An 18388-nucleotide genomic window follows, 5' to 3' on the forward strand; every position below is an offset into this window, starting at 1 on the left:
ACAGAATTGACCCTTTCGAGTAATATTTTAACCTGGGGGCTGTTTCGTATTATAAAAGGGGGAGGATACAGCTGAGAAAGAACGTAGCTGCCTCCTCTGCTGGTGAGATAGTCGGTTTCGTCGACTATCCCCAGTCCAAGAGCTATCTCTGATGACGAGTAGTCCGATATTTCCGAATTAACACAGGATTACTCTCAATAAATGACCAATAGTCCGATTCTACCGAATTATTAACCCATTTTCCTTGTATGAGGGGTTGTTAAGGCAATGTTGTTAGGCGATTTCGGACTAATCGGTCCCGAAGGAGCCATCCAGCACGAGCTAATCAAAAAAGCCAGAAAGCCACAAGGCCTTCTGGTCATCCATTCCCTACTTATTCGCTTCATGCACCTTCAACAATTTACCCTTGATGGTCGTGTTCTTCATGATCTTGAGCACCATCGGCCCTTTTCCATTCAAAATGTCGACATACGACACATTATCCAGAATTGTGATGATGCCGATGTCATCAGCGGTGACGCCTTCTATTTTAGCGAGGGTGCCGACAAAGTCGACGGCGCGAATCTTCTTCTTTTTGCCACCGTTAAAATAGAGCTTCATGATGCCCTTATTCAATTGGTCGCTGCGATCCCGCTTGATGACAGGCGTCGCCTGCATCTTCTGATCAAAGGCAGCTTGCTTCGCGGCAACTTCCTCCGAATCGGGTGCATCCGTCCTCGGGATCTCGAAGCCAAGATAGCCCTCGATGTCCGCCAAAAACTTGTCCTCATGCGGCGTGACGAACGTAATCGCCTTGCCTGTCTTGCCCGCCCGTCCTGTCCGACCGATCCGGTGAACGTAGCTCTCCTTCTCCATCGGGAGATCATAGTTGATGACATGCGTGATGTCCTCCACATCAATCCCGCGCGCCGCGACATCCGTAGCTACGAGGAAACGGAACTCCCCGCGCTTGAACGCATTCATCACGAGGAAGCGATCATCCTGTACCATGCCGCCGTGAATCTTATCACACGGAAAATCTAACTGATCCAGAAGCGAATAGAGCTTGTCCACATGCTCTTGTGTCCGGCAGAAGATGATACAGTTATCTGGATTCTCCATCACGAGCACATTCTGAAGCAATGGCCATTTCTCATTTTCCCGAACGGTGATGAGAGAATGCTCGATCTGAACCTTCGCAGCTTCCGGCGTTTCGATCTCGATATCGATCGGCTTGCGCAGGTACTGATGGCACAGCTGCTCCACATCCTTAGGCAAGGTTGCCGAGAAGAGCATCGTCATCCGATCCGTCGGCAGCTCATCGATGATCGCTCCCACCTGCTCAATGAAGCCCATCCGCAGCATTTCGTCAGCCTCATCAATGACCAGATACTTCAGACGCTCGACGTCCAACGTTCCTTTCTGAATATGATCCAGCACTCGTCCTGGTGTACCGACGACCACATGGCATTTCTGGTGCAGTTCTATCTTCTGCTTGGCAAATGGCTGCTTTCCGTACAGCGCCACAGCCTTAATCCGCTTAAAGCGTCCGATGTTCGTCATATCCTGCTTCACTTGATCAGCAAGCTCACGTGTTGGCGTCAGAATCAGTGCCTGCGGTCTATTCTCTTCCCACTCTACCAGCTCACAGATTGGTATCCCGAACGCCGCAGTCTTCCCGCTTCCCGTGCGCGATTTGACGGTGAGGTCCCGCTCTTGCAGCGCGATTGGAATTACCTTATGCTGCACATCCGTCGGCTGCGTGTAACCTAGTGTGGTTAGCGCGCGAGTAATATCCTCACTTAGTTGATAATCATTAAAACTTCTTGTCGTCACGATTTGACTCCCCTTCTTGTTGCTGTGGCTCTATTCTACTACATCTTGAGACGGAAAAGAAAAAAACGACACATTCTTGTTCCTCATCTCCCTTATAAGAAAGGATTCTTGTTGGTCATGGCTGCGTCTCCAGCAACATGACAAAATTGTCACTTTAGACGTTGATATATCGATGGTTAGCTCACACATTAATCGGTATATTAAGGTCATGAAGGGATGGCGAAACGATGACTACTACTATTCAAACGAAGAACTTATCGAAGTCTTACGGAAAAACACAAATCCTAAAAAATATTGATTTGACCATCGAACAAGGGGAATTCACTGCGATTATGGGGCCATCTGGCTCCGGGAAAACGACATTAATGAATATGCTCTCCACGATCGATGCCTTTACCGGTGGGGAAGTATGGATCGAGGGAAAATCGCTGCTAGATTTGAAAAAGAAGGACCTCAGACAATTCCGCCAAAAACGAATGGGATTCCTTTTTCAAGATTACAACTTACTGGATACCCTAACGGTGAAAGAGAATATTTTGCTGCCGCTTTCGTTGCAAAAAACACCGGTCGCGGAAATGGAGCAGCGACTAGCCAAATTGATTGAAGCGTTAAATATCGAATCGATCCTGCATCAATATCCGTCTGAAATATCCGGCGGACAAAAACAGCGCACGGCTGCCGCACGGGCGATCATTACCAATCCTGCGATTGTGTTTGCCGATGAGCCTACGGGTGCACTTGATTCCCGATCCGCTACCCAGCTGCTGGAACAAATCCAGTTGCTCAATCAAACCTTTAAGGCAACGGTTCTGATGATTACGCACGATCCGTATGCAGCAAGTTATTGCAGGCGCGTGGTTTTTCTCCGTGATGGCAAAATCGTCAATGAAATGTTCAAAGGAGAACAGTCGGAAAAAGATTTCTTCGACCGAATCCTGACGATTCAAAGTGCCATAGGGGGCGATCGGCGATGAGCTTGTTTCAATTATCATGGCGCAACATTAAACGTGATTTCCGGCTGTATGCGATCTATTTTATCTCCATGCTGATCGGGGTTATCATTCACTTTACGTTCTCAGCGTTAACGTTCAATGCCGATATTTTAGCAGCCATTGAACAAAAGCGGAATTTCCAGCTCGGCGTGTCCATTGCATCTGTCGTCATATTTGTGTTCATTATTTTCTTCATTCTTTATGCGAATTCGTTTTTTATGAAACAGCGAAAAAAGGAATTTGGCATGTATTTGCTCTACGGCATGAGTGAACGGCAAATTACCTTCATGATTTTTCTCGAGACATGTTTTCTCAGCGCGATTTCAGTCGTCAGCGGGGTTTTGGTCGGGGGGCTGCTATCCAAATTCTTTGGCATGCTGCTCATGAATCTGATGCAATATGATGATGTGATTTCCTTTTCCTTCCCGATGGAGTCAGTAGGATCAACCATTCTTTTATTCGTCATCCTCATTGGTATCATTAGTGTGCAATGCTACCTCAGTGTACGCCGGGTACAATTGGTGGATTTATTTCATGCAGTGGCAAAAAAGGACAAGCCGCTTTCGTTTTCCACATCGCTTGCGTTACTATCTATCTTGCTCTTAGGCGTAGCCTATTTTCTCATTAGTCAGAAGGGCGACTCGGTTTTCTGGAAAGACTACCTCCTGGCTAGCATGATTGCCGTAACCGTAGGAATCATCGGTGGGACGTACTTATTTTTTCGCCAATTTCTTGGCTGGGTACTGGAGAAAATTAGCCGCGGGAAAACCTATCCTGTGGGCAACAAGATGCTGTGGATTTCCTCGTTGCGTTTTTCAATTCGTGGAAATACGTTGAATCTTACCTTCATTTCCTTATTTAGTACGGTGGTCATTTTCTTGGTTGGGTTCGTATCAATTAACTATACCGTTCAATTTTACTCAGCGGGTAAAGAATTTCCGAACCATATAGCCTTTGCCACGCAGGATGCAAACACGCAAAGGCAAATTGAACAATTGATCGAGGAAAATCATCCGATTACCTGGCATAAAAGGATCGAGGGACTATCTGTAAAGCCGATTACAGACCAGGCCAATACCTCTGGCAGTGCAGGTTCGTCTAAGTCTATAGAAGGAACCCTTCTGTTCCCAGAGTCACAATTTAATGACATCGTCCATATGCGCGGTGTTGAAGAGCAAGTGCATTTGCAGGATCAAAAAGCGGTAATTCTTGCACAAGGGGCTACACCGATCACGTTTACAGAAAGCAACCAGCCCCAACTAACGTTTAAACTCAAGGAAGAAACGACTTTCCAAGTTATTGAAAAGAAAGATATCGCTTTGCTTAGTAAAGCTACAGACGCAAGAGGCGACGTAGGTCCGAAACCTTCCGTCGTGATCATTTCGGATGAAGCCTTCGAAAAGCTAAAACAAGGGGAAGCCCTTGCCTCGTTCGACATCTATCAAATCAAAGATGCCAAAAATTCGAATGAGTTATCACATCAAGTTCATGCCATTGTTTCAAAAACGCCAGGAACGTACTATGCTGCGTTCGTCGATCTCTATTCCATTGATAGAGAAACTTCATCCTTACTGCTATTTTCAGCCGCTTTTCTTGCCGCCATCGCCGTATTCGCCTTGGGGAGCATCATCTATTTCAAACAATTGCGAGAAGCGATGGAAGAACAACGACACTACGCGATTTTACGAAAACTTGGCGTCGATGACAATGAACTGAAATGGGTCATTCGCAAACAATTGCTGTTTGTGTTCTTGCCTCCGCTCCTATTGGGCATGCTGCACAGCTGGTTTTTTACGTATTATCCAACCTTGCATGAGGTGAAAAATTTCCCGCAGCTAACATCCATTATTTCTGCGATATTGATCCTGTATTTAGTCATTTACTTCCTGTTTTATGTGTCATCCACGAGTGTGTACTATAAAATAGTGAACAAAAAAACGCAATGAGCTAATCATTGCGTTTTTTGCTGCACAAATAAGTAGGGATCATGATCCTTCGGAAAATGAATGATAAATTGGGTATATACGCCGACTTCGGACGTGCAAGTAATATAATGACCAAGCTTATTCGATAGTTGCTGCGCCAAATATAAACCCATTCCCGTCGACAACGCGAACGTTCGCCCCGTATCTCCCGTAAACCCGCGATTGAAAATTCGCGGAAGGTCTTTTTGGCTAATGCCAATCCCGCTGTCCCGTATCAGCAGCTGTTTTTCTTGCGGCGTTTCGAATACGGAAATCGTAATCTCGCCGCCGTGTTCTGTATATTTCAAACTATTCGTCACAAGCTGATTGACGATAAATTGCAGCCATTTCGGATCACTTTGAACCACAAGCGTTTCTGCTTGTAGGCCAATGCGAATTTTTTTGGAGAAAAAAGTTTTCGAATGTGCCTTCACGATCTCTTTAGAAATATGGATCATGTCACAATTTTGAATATCATAATCCTGATTAAAACTATCAAGCTTGGCGTAATAGAGCGCTTGATCGACGTAATTTTCAATCTTCGCAATCTCTTCCCTTAAACTATTAGCGTCCATATCGGTTTGCTGCAATAAACGAAGCACTGCGATCGGTGTTTTGATCTCATGGAACCAAGATACGATAAAATCATAATGCTCATGCTGCCTCTCCTGAACTTGATTCATTTCATGGATATGCTGCGTTTTGAGCTCCTCGATGTACTGCTGGGCGAATTCTCCTTCCAGCGACAAGCACTCATATTCCCCACTATTCATCTGTCGGATCACACGTACGTGCTGTTGGTAGCGAAATAATAAAAATCCCAATAACACAATAGCGGACAAGGCGAAGGCATAGAAGAAGGTCCCCCATGCCCAGTCGCCATGGCTATCGGTATAAAATACAGCAGCCGGGATTAGGAACCCAGCCAGATAGAGATACAAATAAGACTTTTCATAGGCGAGATAGCGCAGGAAGGTCATTCGATCAAATACCCCATTCCTTTCCGGGTGACGATGAATTCCTCCAGTCCAAGCGCTGCGATTTTCCTTCGCATCCGGTTCACGTTCACGGTCAGTGTGTTATCATCGACGAACTGCTCTTCATTCCATAAGACCTGCATCATGTCCTCGCGTGAAATAATTTTCCCGATATTACGCATGATCAACTGTAAAAGAATGAATTCATTCCGGCTTAATTCCGTCACTTGTCCTTTATATTCAATCGTGGAATTGGTTACATGTAATTTCAAACCCCTATGGACGAATTTAGGGCTCTCATCTTCCTGATAGGTATATTTCCGGCGGATCAGCGCACTGATTTTGGCGACAAGGATATCCAAATCAAAGGGCTTCTGGATAAAATCATCCCCGCCCATATTAATCGCCATAATGATATCCATATTCTGATTTCTGGAAGACAAGAAGATAATCGGCACCTTGGAAATCGCGCGTATTTGCTGACACCAGTAATATCCATCAAACACGGGAAGATTAATATCTACTAAAACGAGGTGCGGATCTGTCTGCTGAAACTCCTTGAGAACCTGGTCAAATTGCGTGACTTCCACCACATCATATTGCCACTTCTTCAACGTATCCGCGACAATCCGTCTAATCTTTTCATCGTCCTCAATGATCATGATTCGATACATACAATCCCTCATTATTTACAAAAGTGATCTACCTGCTTATAGCGTTACTATTACAGCTTTTTGCGCATGACATACCAACTATCTGTCTGTTCCGGATAAAACTTATGCTCAATGACTTCGTAATGCAACCGCTCATATAGCTTAGCTTCATCTTATTTTAGTCGATCGTCGGCGCTTCCTGATAATGACTAACGTCTGCATGCAGCATGATCTGGGTGCCGTTTGCGTTAGTGACAATTTTACTCAAACAAGTTGGATGAATATATGGTGGCTGCCAAATCTCTTGCATCAACCTTTGCTCAAAAAATGCCATCATCAATTTCACAACCACCGTATGAGTCACAATGGCAATTGTTTTCCCAGCGTGAGCTTCTTGGATGCGTTGCAGCATGGTGATAGCACGAACTGACACTTCCGCGAATGTTTCACTCTGAGGGACACGGAACTGATCTGGATCATTCCAAAAATGGTCAAATTGATCCGGGTATCCTTCCTTCGCGTCCTGTTGCAGCTTACCTTCCCAGTCGCCAAGGTTAATCTCTTTCAACTCATCACTTTCGATGATAGCAATGTCGCGATGACCACGAACGATTTCGGCTGTTTTAACCGCTCTAGCGCTTGAACTTGCGTACATCACATCGATCTCTTCATTCTGAAGAGAATCGCTTAACCACTGAGCCTGCTTAATGCCTAGTTCCGTTAGCGGTGAATCTTGATGACCTTGTAAGCGACGCTCTACATTCCAAGTTGTCTGTCCATGTCTTATGATATAAATCGTGGTTGATTCATTCATGCCGCTTCATATTCCTTACGTAATCCGGCATCCTACGCATAAACCGCTCCGCATCCGGCTCAAAATCATACTGCTTGTACAGCTCATGCGCATCCTTCGTGCCCAGCAGGCCCATGAGATCCTTATATTCATCAGAGTTGGCTAAACTTTCAACTAGTTTCTTGCCGATCCCCATTCCCCTATAGTCTTCATCGATAAATACATCGCATAAATAATACATCGTCGCATGGTCAGTGACGACTCTCGCGTAGCCCACCTGTTTGCGCCCCTCATACACGCCATAACATACGGAGTTCTCGATGGAGCGTAATGTCCGTTCCTCCGGGCGCTTATTCGCCCAATAGCTTCGCGAGAGGAATCCTTTGATAACATCTAAATCTAACAATTCTTTATTATCGCTAATGACAAATTGGTTCCACGTAATCTCCATCGGTTCTGCTCCTCTTCTTCATAGGGTTAATTATTTCCAACTATACTACATTCCATGGAATACCAGTATTCCTTTTTCGTCGCCCCTGAAAGTCCTGCATACTTGTGCACGAAATGTCGGATAGTCACCTGCAATTACTGCTATTCTATGAATATAGGAGGTCAGAACGATGGATTTGCTTAAAAACATGAACAGCGCGATCAAGTACATTGAAGAGAACCTGACGGATACGATTGACACGAAAGAAGTAGCGCGGCTAGCTTTATGCTCGGAATATCATTTTAAACGAATGTTTTCCTTCCTAGCAGGCATTCCACTCTCGGAATATATCCGCCGCAGGCGGTTAAGCCTTGCCGCTTTTGAGCTGAGGGACAGCAACGTGAAAGTTATTGATCTTGCGATCAAATACGGGTATAACTCGCCCGATTCGTTTACAAGGTCTTTTCAGAGTTTACATGGCGTGACACCATCAGAGGCTAGGCATAATGGGCAATCCTTAAAAGCCTATCCGCCCATGACCTTCCAAATCACCATTCAAGGGGGAAATGAAATGAATTATCGGATTGAGGAAAAAGAAGCGTTTCACATTGTCGGCATTCACAAACGAGTGCCCATTATCTTTAACGGCGTTAATCCTGAAATCGCCGCGATGTGGCAAAGTTTAAATATGGACTTAATTAACACCCTTAAACAACTTTCCAATGTCGAGCCCAATGGGCTGCTAAGCGCCTCCACCAACTTCTCAGAAGGCCGTATGGAGGAAAAAGGAGAGCTCGATCACTATATTGGCGTCGCCACAACGAACCCGTGTCCCGAAAATCTAACACAGCTTGATGTGCCTGCCTCAACGTGGGCGGTTTTCGAAGCCATTGGACCTTTCCCAGAAACGTTGCAAAACGTATGGGGACGCATCTACTCCGAGTGGTTCCCCTCCTCGGGCTATGAACAAATCGCAGGTCCAGAGATGCTGTGGAATGCCGATAAGGATACGACTTCGCCTACGTTTAGAAGTGAGATTTGGATACCGGTGTTGCGGAAGTAGGTACCTCTAACCGCAACTCTCCCTCGCTCCCCTAGATACGGAACGTGGTTCCCTTATTCGGGCTAAAATTAGTAATATCCGCGATAAGCGGAACAAGAGTGCGCTATTTTCTTCAAAACAGCTATTTTAGAGCTGATTTAGGCTGAATAGAGGAACGTCGTTCCGTATCTCGTGGCTTAGGGACTGACACTGCCTAATGAATGACTAAAAACCTCCTAATTCCAGCACTTTCGCAGGAATTAGGAGGTTTTTGATAAGTCAACAGCTAGATGCTGGCCGTCGCTTTCTCTTTACCAGCGCTTGGCAGCGCGACCCGATACGCCAGCAGGCTGCCGAGCAAGGCCACACCCAACGCAGAACCTAGTCGGTTCTGCACCTGAAAAAGCGTCGCCGCCTGCCCCATCTGGGGCGGCTCGATACGGGCAAAGGCCAGGAGCTGGATCGCTCCGACCGCATGCTTTAGCATATCGACGGCTGCAACTCTCGCGCCTTGCTCGGCAAAGGATCGGGCGATTGCCGCCCCAATGCCTTGAGCGGCTCCGGTTACGAGCACGATTTTGCCCTTAATTTCGTTAGGGATCATAAGCGCAATCATCCTCTTCGCAGGAAGCGAACGGCACGACTGACCAGTGCTGGAAGCACAGAAACATGCCCTTCGCCTTCGAACTCAATTAACTCAGCGTGAAGTTTCTCTCTTGGAACCAGCGCCAAACGCTCATACAACTCTCTCGCATTCTCGCTCATATTGCTCGGGTGCCCCTTCTCCTGCTCACCTATGGTCATCAGCAGCTTATGCGTGCTTTGTGCCGTCTGGAGTCCAGACACATACTGATCTTCCTGCTCGCGAAGCATCGCTTTGTTCCAATGTACAGATGGGCTGCCTGCGATATAGGTTTGAAACGTATGGGGCTGCGTGAACAAGGTTTGCAGTACGAACAGTCCACCCAGCGAATGCCCAAAAATCGCTTGCTGCTTCGTATTAATCGAATAATCGCGTTCGATACGCGGTTTAAGCTCCCCTTCGATGAAGGCTCGAAAGGCATCTGCACCTCCAACCTGTGGTCTAACGGCATCCTTGTTGCGTACCGGTAAAGCATCAAGCACCTCTTGTGGTGTCGGCATCGTAAAATCATAAAACCGCGAGGAGTCGAACGGCGCCTCTGTCGGATAACCGATGCCGACTACGACTGCCGGATAGACGCCCGTCTTCTCGGGGACGCGTGATTGTACGCGCAGGGCTTCAACCATCGTCGCAAAAAGCGCATTCGCATCCAGCAAATAAATGACTGGAAATCCTTCTGGCGGCGCTTCCTGTGATGGTCTGTAAACATAAATTTGATAGGGCTGCTGCCTACCTGCGCTATGAAGGAGATACTGCTCTGCATTCGGTAATGTAAAGGCCTGACGGTCAACTTCCGCCGAAGGCACAGTAATCTTAGTGGGTGGATGGGGTAAATGGGTCATTTGGTTTCCTCTCTTCTGACACCGATAATGATTCTCATTATTAATTATATGGGAATGTAACCCCCCCGACCATGAACAATATCCACATAATGAAATGGAGAATGTACAGATTTTGGATAGACGGCTAGTTTGTGGCGAGAATCCAGAATCCAGACCGTGTGATAGGCCAGAATAAATGAAAAAGAAGCCCGCAAAATTGCGTAGCTTCTTTTTCTTGAACTATTTAACCACAACACGTACGCGGCATAAGTTCAAAACTTGTGTATACAAGTCACTGCTATCGCCTTCTCTGTTTGACGCTGCGCGCAATACAGGGAAGTATGTGCCGGGTTTAGCGAATGTACAGGTCGCCTCGACAACCGCTTGTGCTCGCTCTTCGTTGAGGTAGCTGAGGGTCGCCTCGATCGGGAAAGTAGCATCCCCTTCAAAATCCCATTGAGCGGATACAATTTTTCCTGTATTCGGTGGGACTTCGATTTCTGCTATGAAGTTGACCGTTTCGCCAACCGAAGCTTCTGCCCGCTCGCCGCCGTCCACTTTCAGCGTAATAACGGGCTGAATGCCCTTACGTTCCGCAGCGTTGGACGGTACGACAACCTGACCGTCGATAACTTCGTAGCTGGTATTGGCAGGTGGGGCAATACCTTTTTCTACCCATGTGCTTAAATCGCGAAGCGCCTGATGCAAGGCAGGAATGTAAGATACAATATGGAGCCCATCCAATTCATTGTTCGAACTTGTATCCGCGTGCAAGGCGTGATCCACATACCAAAGTCTAAACCGATCATCTAGCTCTTCTCCTAGGGATTCCTTAACTTTGGTTCGATACCAATCGGCTTGCCATGGGAACGCACTCTCGTCCATCAACGTCTGAACGACAATCATCTTCCCTTCATATCTGCCGCTTTGAACGGACCCAGCCCCACCGAAGGCAACGGCAGGCCCTACCAATAAAGGACGCTGCGGATACAACGGTTGCCCGTCGTCGTCCCGGTACTGATCCCATACGGCGTAATCGCGAGTGGGAACCTGGTGCCGGTGATAGGTTTGAAGCGCAATATAATCCGAGTTGTCCAGCACGATCTCGTCGCCTGGCTTAACGACATCCAAGCCCTGAGCAGATGTGAAAAATCCGAATGCTGACCCGACAGTGACGATGTCTTCTTTAATCTGGCCAAGCGGGATTTTCAGACCTGCAGCTTCGCCACTGGTAATCTTGATAAAGGCTCCATCCAGGTAGGCATCATCAGGAGGAAAATGATCCAATTGGAAGGCAATCAGATTCCCTTCACCCTCCGTAAGCATTTTCCAAGCATCATCGACGCCCATATTCATTGATTTATCCGTTTCCGAAGCGCCTTGCGTTCTGGGACGAATCACCTCTTTGATCGCGCTTTTGAATGTGAGACGTGCCCGTGAAGCTGAACTTTCGGGATCATGGCCTAGGTAGCCAGGAAGCGTCCAGAAATCTTCAAAATAGGAGGGATCCATCATCATCACAGCGGGAGCCAGTACCGTAAGCGCGCCATCACCAATTTCTTTATGGGCAAACCATGCCTTCGGCGGGAAACCCATTCGGGTCACTTCTTGAAGTGCTTGTCTTTCTTCTTCATTTAACCCAGCATACAAATCGCCACTGCCGCCCGGCTCAATCGCATCCAGGATTGCTGGGAACTTATCCTTCAGGAGTCGCATTGCGTGAACGCGCACTGTGAACACATTCGGAATCGCCATGGGCGATCCGATGACAAAAGGCACCGCGCCGTCCCATACGCCTGTCGTGTTCTCAATGAAGCTGATGGTTTTGAAACCACCACCGCTTCCGCCGTAAATATAACCATAAGGGCGGTGCTGCCCATATAACTCCGCTGCTTTAACTCGCGAGTACTGCGCTACCGCAGCGCTCGCTCGATACACAAGGGTCGGATCAGACGACATTCCGCCCATATTGGTTTCTACCAAATAGGCGCCGCTCGCAATGGCAAAGCCAATTTTGTTATCCACACCGTCGGTGTGGCTTTGGGCAGCATTTTCACTGCCTTGGACAGGATAGACAGGTTGGAAAAAGCGTCCCTCATACCCCTCTTTGGCTGGGAAATAAAAAGAAAAGCGGTTATCGTTCCCCTGAAATCCACCGTGAATGTATCGATGACGCACAGGCTCATCTCGCCACTCATCGAGGTCCACATAGGGTTGTTGGAACTGTGGATCTTGTACCTGCTGATCTTGTACCCCATCACGGTTCGTGCTCGCATTTACTGGTTGTGTATGTTCGGTTTCATGAATAGACATGGAATCTGCCTCCGCTTCAAATTGTGATTCTATGTTTTCTTGTCTCTTCTATGACGATATCTCCATCACCATCGCCAACAAGGGCAGTTTTCCTTCTAGCTTCCAGATCGCTAGCGATTTGGGCTTGTTTTGCTTCGGTAAGATCAAACCAAATGACGCATAAGGTAAGTGCACCGAAAACAGCAGGAAGTACGCCGATGATTAACCGAAGCCCAAAAAGAGTTGAACTGCTTTGCTCTACGCCTGGTACGTATCCAATAAGACTTAGCGCACCTGCCGCTATTGCACCTGAAAGTGCTGTTGCAAGCGTTTGAGCAAATCCATTAAAGGAGCTCATAAAGGCATTCAAGTTCATCCCCGTTTTCCATTCGGTATAATCGATAGCAGCCGGCATCATAGCTCCTTGAGCAGGGCTGCCAAATCCACCGACTATACAAGTGATGACGGTTACCACGATATGAATAATGAGTCCCGTGTTATTGGCTGGAATAACTAACATAATGGGACATGTTGCTAAATTTACGATTACACCAGCGATTAGGGTGGTTTTTAGTCCAAATCGCTTGATAATCGGTTGACTGAAGGCTACGCCAATCAGTGTTGGAAGCAAGGCAACGATCCCCATAATCGTCATTAAGCCCTCATTGTTGAAAAAATATTTATAAAAATGAATTTGAACACCAGCTCGGATCCCTGAGGATAGCGCAGTTGCAAACAAAAATACATAGACGATGACAGCGGCTTTATTGGTAAAAGTAGCGGAGACCATTTGTTTGACTGAAGGTCTCTTCTCATCTTTATTTTTTTCTACGACGTGTCTTTCCTTCACTTTGATCCATTGATAGATGGATATTAGGACGGTAAGGACAGCGGCCGCGGCCATAAATAAGGAGAAGCCTCTAGCATCATTCCCTCCACCTAAAGCTTTGTATATAGGCACTGTGCCTACTTGAACGATCAAAGCGCCTACGAGAATAAAAAGGAAACTTAACTGACCTATGGATATTCTTTCGTCCATTCTTTTGGTAACGGCTGGTATGGCTGCATTGCCTGGTATTGTGATAATTGAGGAGAAAATACTATAAACCGTATAGGTGACAACCGCATAGACTAACTTTCCTGTGGAGCTTAGATCAGGAACTGTGAAGGTTAGCCATCCGAAAATGCCAAATGGTACGCCTAAGATGACGAACCAGGGTGTGTATTTCCCCCATGGTGTCTTAACCTTATCCATCAAAGCTCCAAAGAACGGCGCAGCGAAAGCATCGACAATACGAACAACTAGAAATAACCCCGCTACAAACGCTGGATTTAATTTCATAAAGTCTGTGTAAAAAAATAACAAATACACTTGAATAATTTGATAATGAAGTGTATTGGGCGCGTTCCCGATGACTAGAGCTAGCTTTTCACCTAATTTAAGCTTTGGATGTTCGTTCTCTGTGGCGACCATCTGTGGGACCGCGACTTTAGTTGCCATACTATCTCCCCTAGCTAACCGTAGTTTGTAAGCACTTACATCTGTATTATGACATACACTCACATCTAATTATGGTATGATATTTAGAAAAATTGTATGGAATCGAGTTGCGAGAAATGTTCACGACGACTGAGTATCCTAATTTGTCTTATTTATGTAAATTGGTTCATGAAAGTCTTCAATTGCCGGTTTTCTGCAAAACGGAAGGGGATTCCCAGGAAGAATGGATCTGGAAAACGGGCCTGCCGATGCATCCCCTCGTTTCTGACGCCTATGAGCTTTTCCGTTCCGTCATTAGTCAAGAGAAGGAAATAAAGGGTCCTGTTCTTCACGAATCCAATTTCATGGAACAGTTTATCGTTGTGCCCGTAAGTCGAAACGGCCTGCGCCAAGCCGTCATTGTCATTGGCCCTGTTACCCGTCAAAAGCTGAACGATCAGTTGTTCACCGAATTCTTGAATGATTTTCCAGGTGAGGAACGGTCGAAATGGAAGGCGTACTGGGACAACTTGCCTTATATCAACCATCTCCGATTACTCCATATCTGTGTTTCGGCAAACTGGATGATTAATCAGGAGATTCTGGAGATAACGGACGTGTTCGAATCGAGCTTGAAAAGTGGACTGGCTATTCAAAAAAAGGAGAACGATCTTGCGCTTACAGAACGGCGAGAGTATGCCATCTTCCATGAAGGCACGGAGGATGCAAATCACATGCTTTTTTTAATCCGCAATGGGGATAAAACCGAGTTGATGAAGATGCTAGCCAACGTTAGGGATCATAGTCAAGCCGAGGGACAGTCAAGAAAGAGCTACATTCGAGGCGTGAAGAATCTGGCTATAGGCGGCATTACCTTAAGTAGTCATGTGGCCAAAGAGGGTGGCTTACATGAGGAGGTTGCTGCTACGTTGTGTGACTTGCACATTCAACACATTGAAGAGTTGAACGAACTAACAATGATACAGGCTGCCTCATATGGCGCATTTGTGGATTTTGCTGATCGTGTCGACCAGGCCCGCAAGGACAGATCTTCCAAACCGATTCAAGCATGCAAGGAGTTTATTTATCTTCATCTGTTCGAAGAAATTAAGCTGGAACAGCTTTCGGTGGTGGCTGGACTCAACACTAGCTATTTATCCCAATTGTTCAAAAAAGAAACCGGATTGACTTTAATGAACTATATCCAATGGGAACGCATCGAAGAGGCCAAGAAGCTGCTCGACCAATCCAATGACACGATTTCCATGATCGGTGCGAGACTCACCTTCTATGACCAAGCCCATTTCGTTAAAGTATTCAAGAAACACGCGGGCGTAACGCCCAAGCAATATCGAAACCGTAGTCGATGGATATGATGATAAAAAAGCCGCCCCCTTCCAAGGGGCGACCCGACCAGCATCTTATCTGCGATGCTTATTCCGATACAACAACCAAACAAAATACGGCACACCAATAATGGCGATGACGACGCCGACAGGCATCTCCACTGGCGCGAACGCCATCTTGGCGATGAAATCGGAGATCATCACCAGCAACGCGCCGACAATAGCGCTGACAGGCAGCAGCCGGCGATGCGTCCCGCCAACGAGTCGGCGAGCGATATGCGGCGCCATGAGGCCAATAAAGCCGATGCCGCCCGAGACGGATACGCAGGCACTGACAATACCGATACTACTCAGCAGCAGGATCGCTTTCTCTTTGTCCACGGCTGCGCCAAGCCCGCGGACGCTCTCTTCGCCCAGCTGGAACACATCCAGCACAAGGGATCGCCAGACAAGAACTGGTGTCAGCACAATCAACCATGGCAGCATGGAGACGATGTACTTCCAGTTCGCGTTATAAATACTGCCGGATACCCAGACGGCGGCCATCTCGAAATCTTTGGCATTCATTTTGAGCGTAATGAACACCGTTACTGCGGATAAGCCCGAGGCAATCGCGATACCCGTGAGCAGAAGTCGCTGCGAATCTAATCTTCCGTCCTTTTGAGAGAAAATATAGATCAACAGCGCCGCGCCAAGCCCGCCGACTAAACCCACGACAGGCATAGCCAGAATCGCCGCCCAACCGGTTCCTTTCACTTTCCCTTGAAAGAAGAATAGGAAGATGACCATCGCCATACCCGCTCCCGCGTTGATGCCAAGGATGCCGGGATCGGCCAAGTTGTTCCTAGTCAAGCTCTGCACGACCGTTCCCGCCATCCCTAATCCCATGCCCACCAGCAGGGCAATGACAATCCGCGGGAGCCGGAACTCTAAGATGACCAGATCATGATCATGCTGCGGATCTATCCGCAATAAGGTTTTAAACACATCCTTCAACGTAATGTCGAAGGCACCATTCGTCAGAGAGATATAGGCCGTTAATAACAAGAGGCCGATCCCGCAGGCTACATACAGCGCATAACTTCGATCACTTCTCTTATCGATGAGACTCCCCTCCTCGCGTGCGAATGAGATAGAGGAAGAACGGAACGCCGAGTATCGCGGTGACGACCCCGATCGGCATCTCAAACGGATAGTTGAGGAATCGACTCAGCACATCACACAGTCCCAAGAATACGGCACCGATAACTGCCGAACAAGGGATAATCCATTTGTAATCGATCCCCGTTAGAAACCGTGTAATATGAGGCACGAGTAAGCCAACGAATCCTATTTTACCTGCAATGGCAACAGATATCCCCGTTAGCAAGACGACACTTAATGTCGTTAATATTTTCACCTGCGTTGTTTTCTGCCCTAGTGATACGGCGATTTCATCTCCTAGAGAGAAGATCGTCACCGACTTGGACATCCATATGGCGAGTCCCAAGCCCACAACGGCAAAAGGAACCGCCAGCATAATCAGCTTCGGGTCCAATTGATGTAGACGTGCGTTATACCAGAAGCTAATATTTTGGGAAACTTGAAAATACATCGCAATCGCCGCAGACACACTACTCAGGAACGTCCCGATCAAGGTGCCTAGAATCGCCAATCGCACGGGTGTCAATCCCCCTGGCAATAGCGAAACCAGCCCGAATACAATGACAATGCTAAGAGCCGAGCCTGCAAAAGACGCCACGATCATCGCCATCATAGAGGAATAGGGGGCCATCACCATACACACGGTTACTGCGAAAGCTGAGCCATCGGATATGCCCATGATTGAAGGGGATGCCAGATAATTCCTGGTCATCCCCTGCATGAGAGCGCCCGACACCGCCAGGAAAGCGCCGACGAGCAGCGCCCCAATAACCCTGGGTAGTCTAGCATGCCTAATAATTTGATGATCAACATTGTTCGGATCAAAATGCACAAATGCCTCAATGATACGGCTAATATCAATACTTTTTGCCCCATACGTAATGGACAGCACGATCGTAAAAAGCACGGCGAATGGAGCTGCCAATAAGATGATGGTTGGTGCGGGAACTCTCCATTTCATAGCGTTACACTCACTTTGCTCCAACTAATTTAGAGCCATTAATCGCTTCTAGGAATTTAATTTTGCTGTAAGCTGTACCACCTTGTAAAAGCGGGTCTACGAGATTGGTATACAATTGGCCATTCTTAACGGCATTAATGTTTTTGAAAATAGGGTTGTTCTTCAGATCTTCAAACACCTTTGGTGTATCCTTGTTTTCTTCCTCAGAGAATTCAACGATCAAGTAATCCGGATTCATCTCAGAGAGCTTCTCAAGTGAAATATTGGCCTGTGCTTTCGCTGCTTTTACTTCCGCTGGAACCGTTGCACCTAATTCGGCATAAATGGATGGATTAAAGAAGACATCCTCCGGATAGATGAACAGGCTGCCTGAACGAACGCGAATAGCCAATACTTTTTTATCTTTGAAAATAGGACCGATTTTCGCTTTTAAAGCGGCAGCATCCGTTTTGTACTTATCCAGCACTTGTTTCGCTTTATCTTGCTTACCTGTCAACTCACCAAGTAAAGTCAAGTTATTCTCCCAATCTGTTGCGATATGGGAAACTGGAATGGTTGGCCCGATTTTAGAAATTTTCTCAATGGTCTCTGCTGGGAATTTCGTACTCATTAGAATAACATCCGGCTTCAGCTTCAAAATCGTTTCAAGGTTCGGCTGCGTTTTCTCGCCTACGCCTTCGGCTTTATCCGTGATTGGCGCGAATACCGCCGGGAAATTGCCACCAACCGTTAGCGCACCTACTGGCTTCACATCTAGAAGCAAAGCATCTTCCAAGGACTCAAGCGCGCCCGTAATAACGAGCTTATCCGCTTTAGCAGGAACCGTGTACTCTTTGCCAACGTATTTGATGACTCTTGGTCCTGAAGGTGTTGCTGCGGGAGCAGCTGTAGGTGCGGCTGTGGCAGTTGGAGATGTTGTGCCTGCTGCTGCAGGAGCCGTTTCTGTTTTCCCCCCGCCACATGCCGTCAACCCTAATAGAACCAATGTCGTAATACCGATTGTTGCTAACTTTTTCATTTTTATTAAATCCCCTCT

General features: G+C 47.0%; 15 protein-coding genes and 1 pseudogene. 4 read left to right on the plus strand and 12 right to left on the minus strand.

The window, feature by feature from the left end:
• Positions 1–369 precede the first annotated feature (369 nt).
• Complete coding sequence (locus AC58QO_RS18430; protein ID WP_497268037.1) at positions 370–1815, minus strand: DEAD/DEAH box helicase; 1446 nt, start codon at positions 1813–1815, stop codon at positions 370–372.
• 227 nt (positions 1816–2042) lie between these two features.
• Here AC58QO_RS18430 and AC58QO_RS18435 point away from each other — a divergent pair, with 227 nt between their 5' ends.
• Together AC58QO_RS18435 and AC58QO_RS18440 are read left to right on the plus strand one after the other, a co-directional pair.
• Complete coding sequence (locus tag AC58QO_RS18435; protein ID WP_497268039.1) at positions 2043–2789, plus strand: ABC transporter ATP-binding protein; 747 nt, start codon at positions 2043–2045, stop codon at positions 2787–2789.
• Complete coding sequence (locus tag AC58QO_RS18440) at positions 2786–4753, plus strand: FtsX-like permease family protein (RefSeq protein ID WP_497268040.1); 1968 nt, start codon at positions 2786–2788, stop codon at positions 4751–4753. Before AC58QO_RS18435 ends, AC58QO_RS18440 begins: the two co-directional genes overlap by 4 nt.
• A 5-nt stretch (positions 4754–4758) precedes the next feature.
• Here AC58QO_RS18440 and AC58QO_RS18445 read toward each other — a convergent pair whose 3' ends face one another.
• The 4 genes from AC58QO_RS18445 to AC58QO_RS18460 form a co-directional block, all read right to left on the minus strand.
• Positions 4759–5751 carry a sensor histidine kinase gene (locus AC58QO_RS18445; RefSeq protein ID WP_497268042.1) on the minus strand — a complete coding sequence of 331 codons (993 nt, stop codon included), beginning with the start codon at positions 5749–5751 and terminating at the stop codon, positions 4759–4761.
• Positions 5748–6422, minus strand: coding sequence for a response regulator transcription factor (locus tag AC58QO_RS18450; RefSeq protein ID WP_497268044.1), 675 nt, complete (start codon positions 6420–6422; stop codon positions 5748–5750). The genes AC58QO_RS18445 and AC58QO_RS18450 overlap by 4 nt, the downstream gene beginning before the upstream one ends.
• Positions 6423–6579: 157 nt before the next feature.
• Positions 6580–7215 carry a histidine phosphatase family protein gene (locus tag AC58QO_RS18455; RefSeq protein WP_497268046.1) on the minus strand — a complete coding sequence of 212 codons (636 nt, stop codon included), beginning with the start codon at positions 7213–7215 and terminating at the stop codon, positions 6580–6582.
• Entirely contained in the window at positions 7208–7645 is a 438-nt protein-coding gene (locus AC58QO_RS18460) for a GNAT family N-acetyltransferase (RefSeq protein WP_497268048.1), read from the minus strand. Before AC58QO_RS18460 ends, AC58QO_RS18455 begins: the two co-directional genes overlap by 8 nt.
• 169 nt (positions 7646–7814) lie before the next feature.
• Between AC58QO_RS18460 and AC58QO_RS18465 the strand changes: the two genes are divergently transcribed.
• Positions 7815–8687 (plus strand): AraC family transcriptional regulator, encoded by an 873-nt coding sequence (locus AC58QO_RS18465; RefSeq protein WP_497268050.1) that lies wholly within the window; start codon positions 7815–7817, stop codon positions 8685–8687.
• A 466-nt stretch (positions 8688–9153) separates the two neighbouring features.
• Here AC58QO_RS18465 and AC58QO_RS18470 read toward each other — a convergent pair.
• The 4 genes and pseudogenes from AC58QO_RS18470 to AC58QO_RS18485 all read right to left on the minus strand — a co-directional run.
• Positions 9154–9270, minus strand: a pseudogene (locus tag AC58QO_RS18470) (SDR family NAD(P)-dependent oxidoreductase); the annotation flags it as partial.
• Between the two features lie 8 nt (positions 9271–9278).
• On the minus strand, positions 9279–10151 hold the full coding sequence (locus AC58QO_RS18475; RefSeq protein ID WP_497268052.1) for an alpha/beta hydrolase: 873 nt from the start codon (positions 10149–10151) through the stop codon (positions 9279–9281).
• Between the two features lie 219 nt (positions 10152–10370).
• Positions 10371–12443 carry a Tat pathway signal sequence domain protein gene (locus AC58QO_RS18480; RefSeq protein WP_497268054.1) on the minus strand — a complete coding sequence of 691 codons (2073 nt, stop codon included), beginning with the start codon at positions 12441–12443 and terminating at the stop codon, positions 10371–10373.
• Positions 12444–12459: 16 nt separating this feature from the next.
• Positions 12460–13923, minus strand: coding sequence for an MFS transporter (locus AC58QO_RS18485; protein ID WP_497268056.1), 1464 nt, complete (start codon positions 13921–13923; stop codon positions 12460–12462).
• A 116-nt stretch (positions 13924–14039) separates the two neighbouring features.
• On the opposite strand from AC58QO_RS18485, the gene AC58QO_RS18490 reads away from it, so the two are divergent.
• Positions 14040–15278, plus strand: coding sequence for a helix-turn-helix domain-containing protein (locus tag AC58QO_RS18490; protein ID WP_497268058.1), 1239 nt, complete (start codon positions 14040–14042; stop codon positions 15276–15278).
• A gap of 45 nt (positions 15279–15323) precedes the next feature.
• On the opposite strand, the gene AC58QO_RS18495 is transcribed toward AC58QO_RS18490, so the two are convergent.
• Genes AC58QO_RS18495 through AC58QO_RS18505 form a run of 3 tightly spaced genes read right to left on the minus strand, consistent with a single transcriptional unit; the run spans position 15324 to position 18370 of the window.
• On the minus strand, positions 15324–16352 hold the full coding sequence (locus tag AC58QO_RS18495; protein ID WP_497268158.1) for a FecCD family ABC transporter permease: 1029 nt from the start codon (positions 16350–16352) through the stop codon (positions 15324–15326).
• Positions 16345–17352 (minus strand): FecCD family ABC transporter permease, encoded by a 1008-nt coding sequence (locus AC58QO_RS18500; RefSeq protein WP_497268060.1) that lies wholly within the window; start codon positions 17350–17352, stop codon positions 16345–16347. The genes AC58QO_RS18495 and AC58QO_RS18500 overlap by 8 nt, the downstream gene beginning before the upstream one ends.
• Positions 17353–17362: 10 nt before the next feature.
• Positions 17363–18370, minus strand: coding sequence for an ABC transporter substrate-binding protein (locus tag AC58QO_RS18505; protein WP_497268062.1), 1008 nt, complete (start codon positions 18368–18370; stop codon positions 17363–17365).
• Positions 18371–18388: the final 18 nt, after the last annotated feature.

This window comes from Paenibacillus sp. J31R30 (assembly GCF_059692115.1).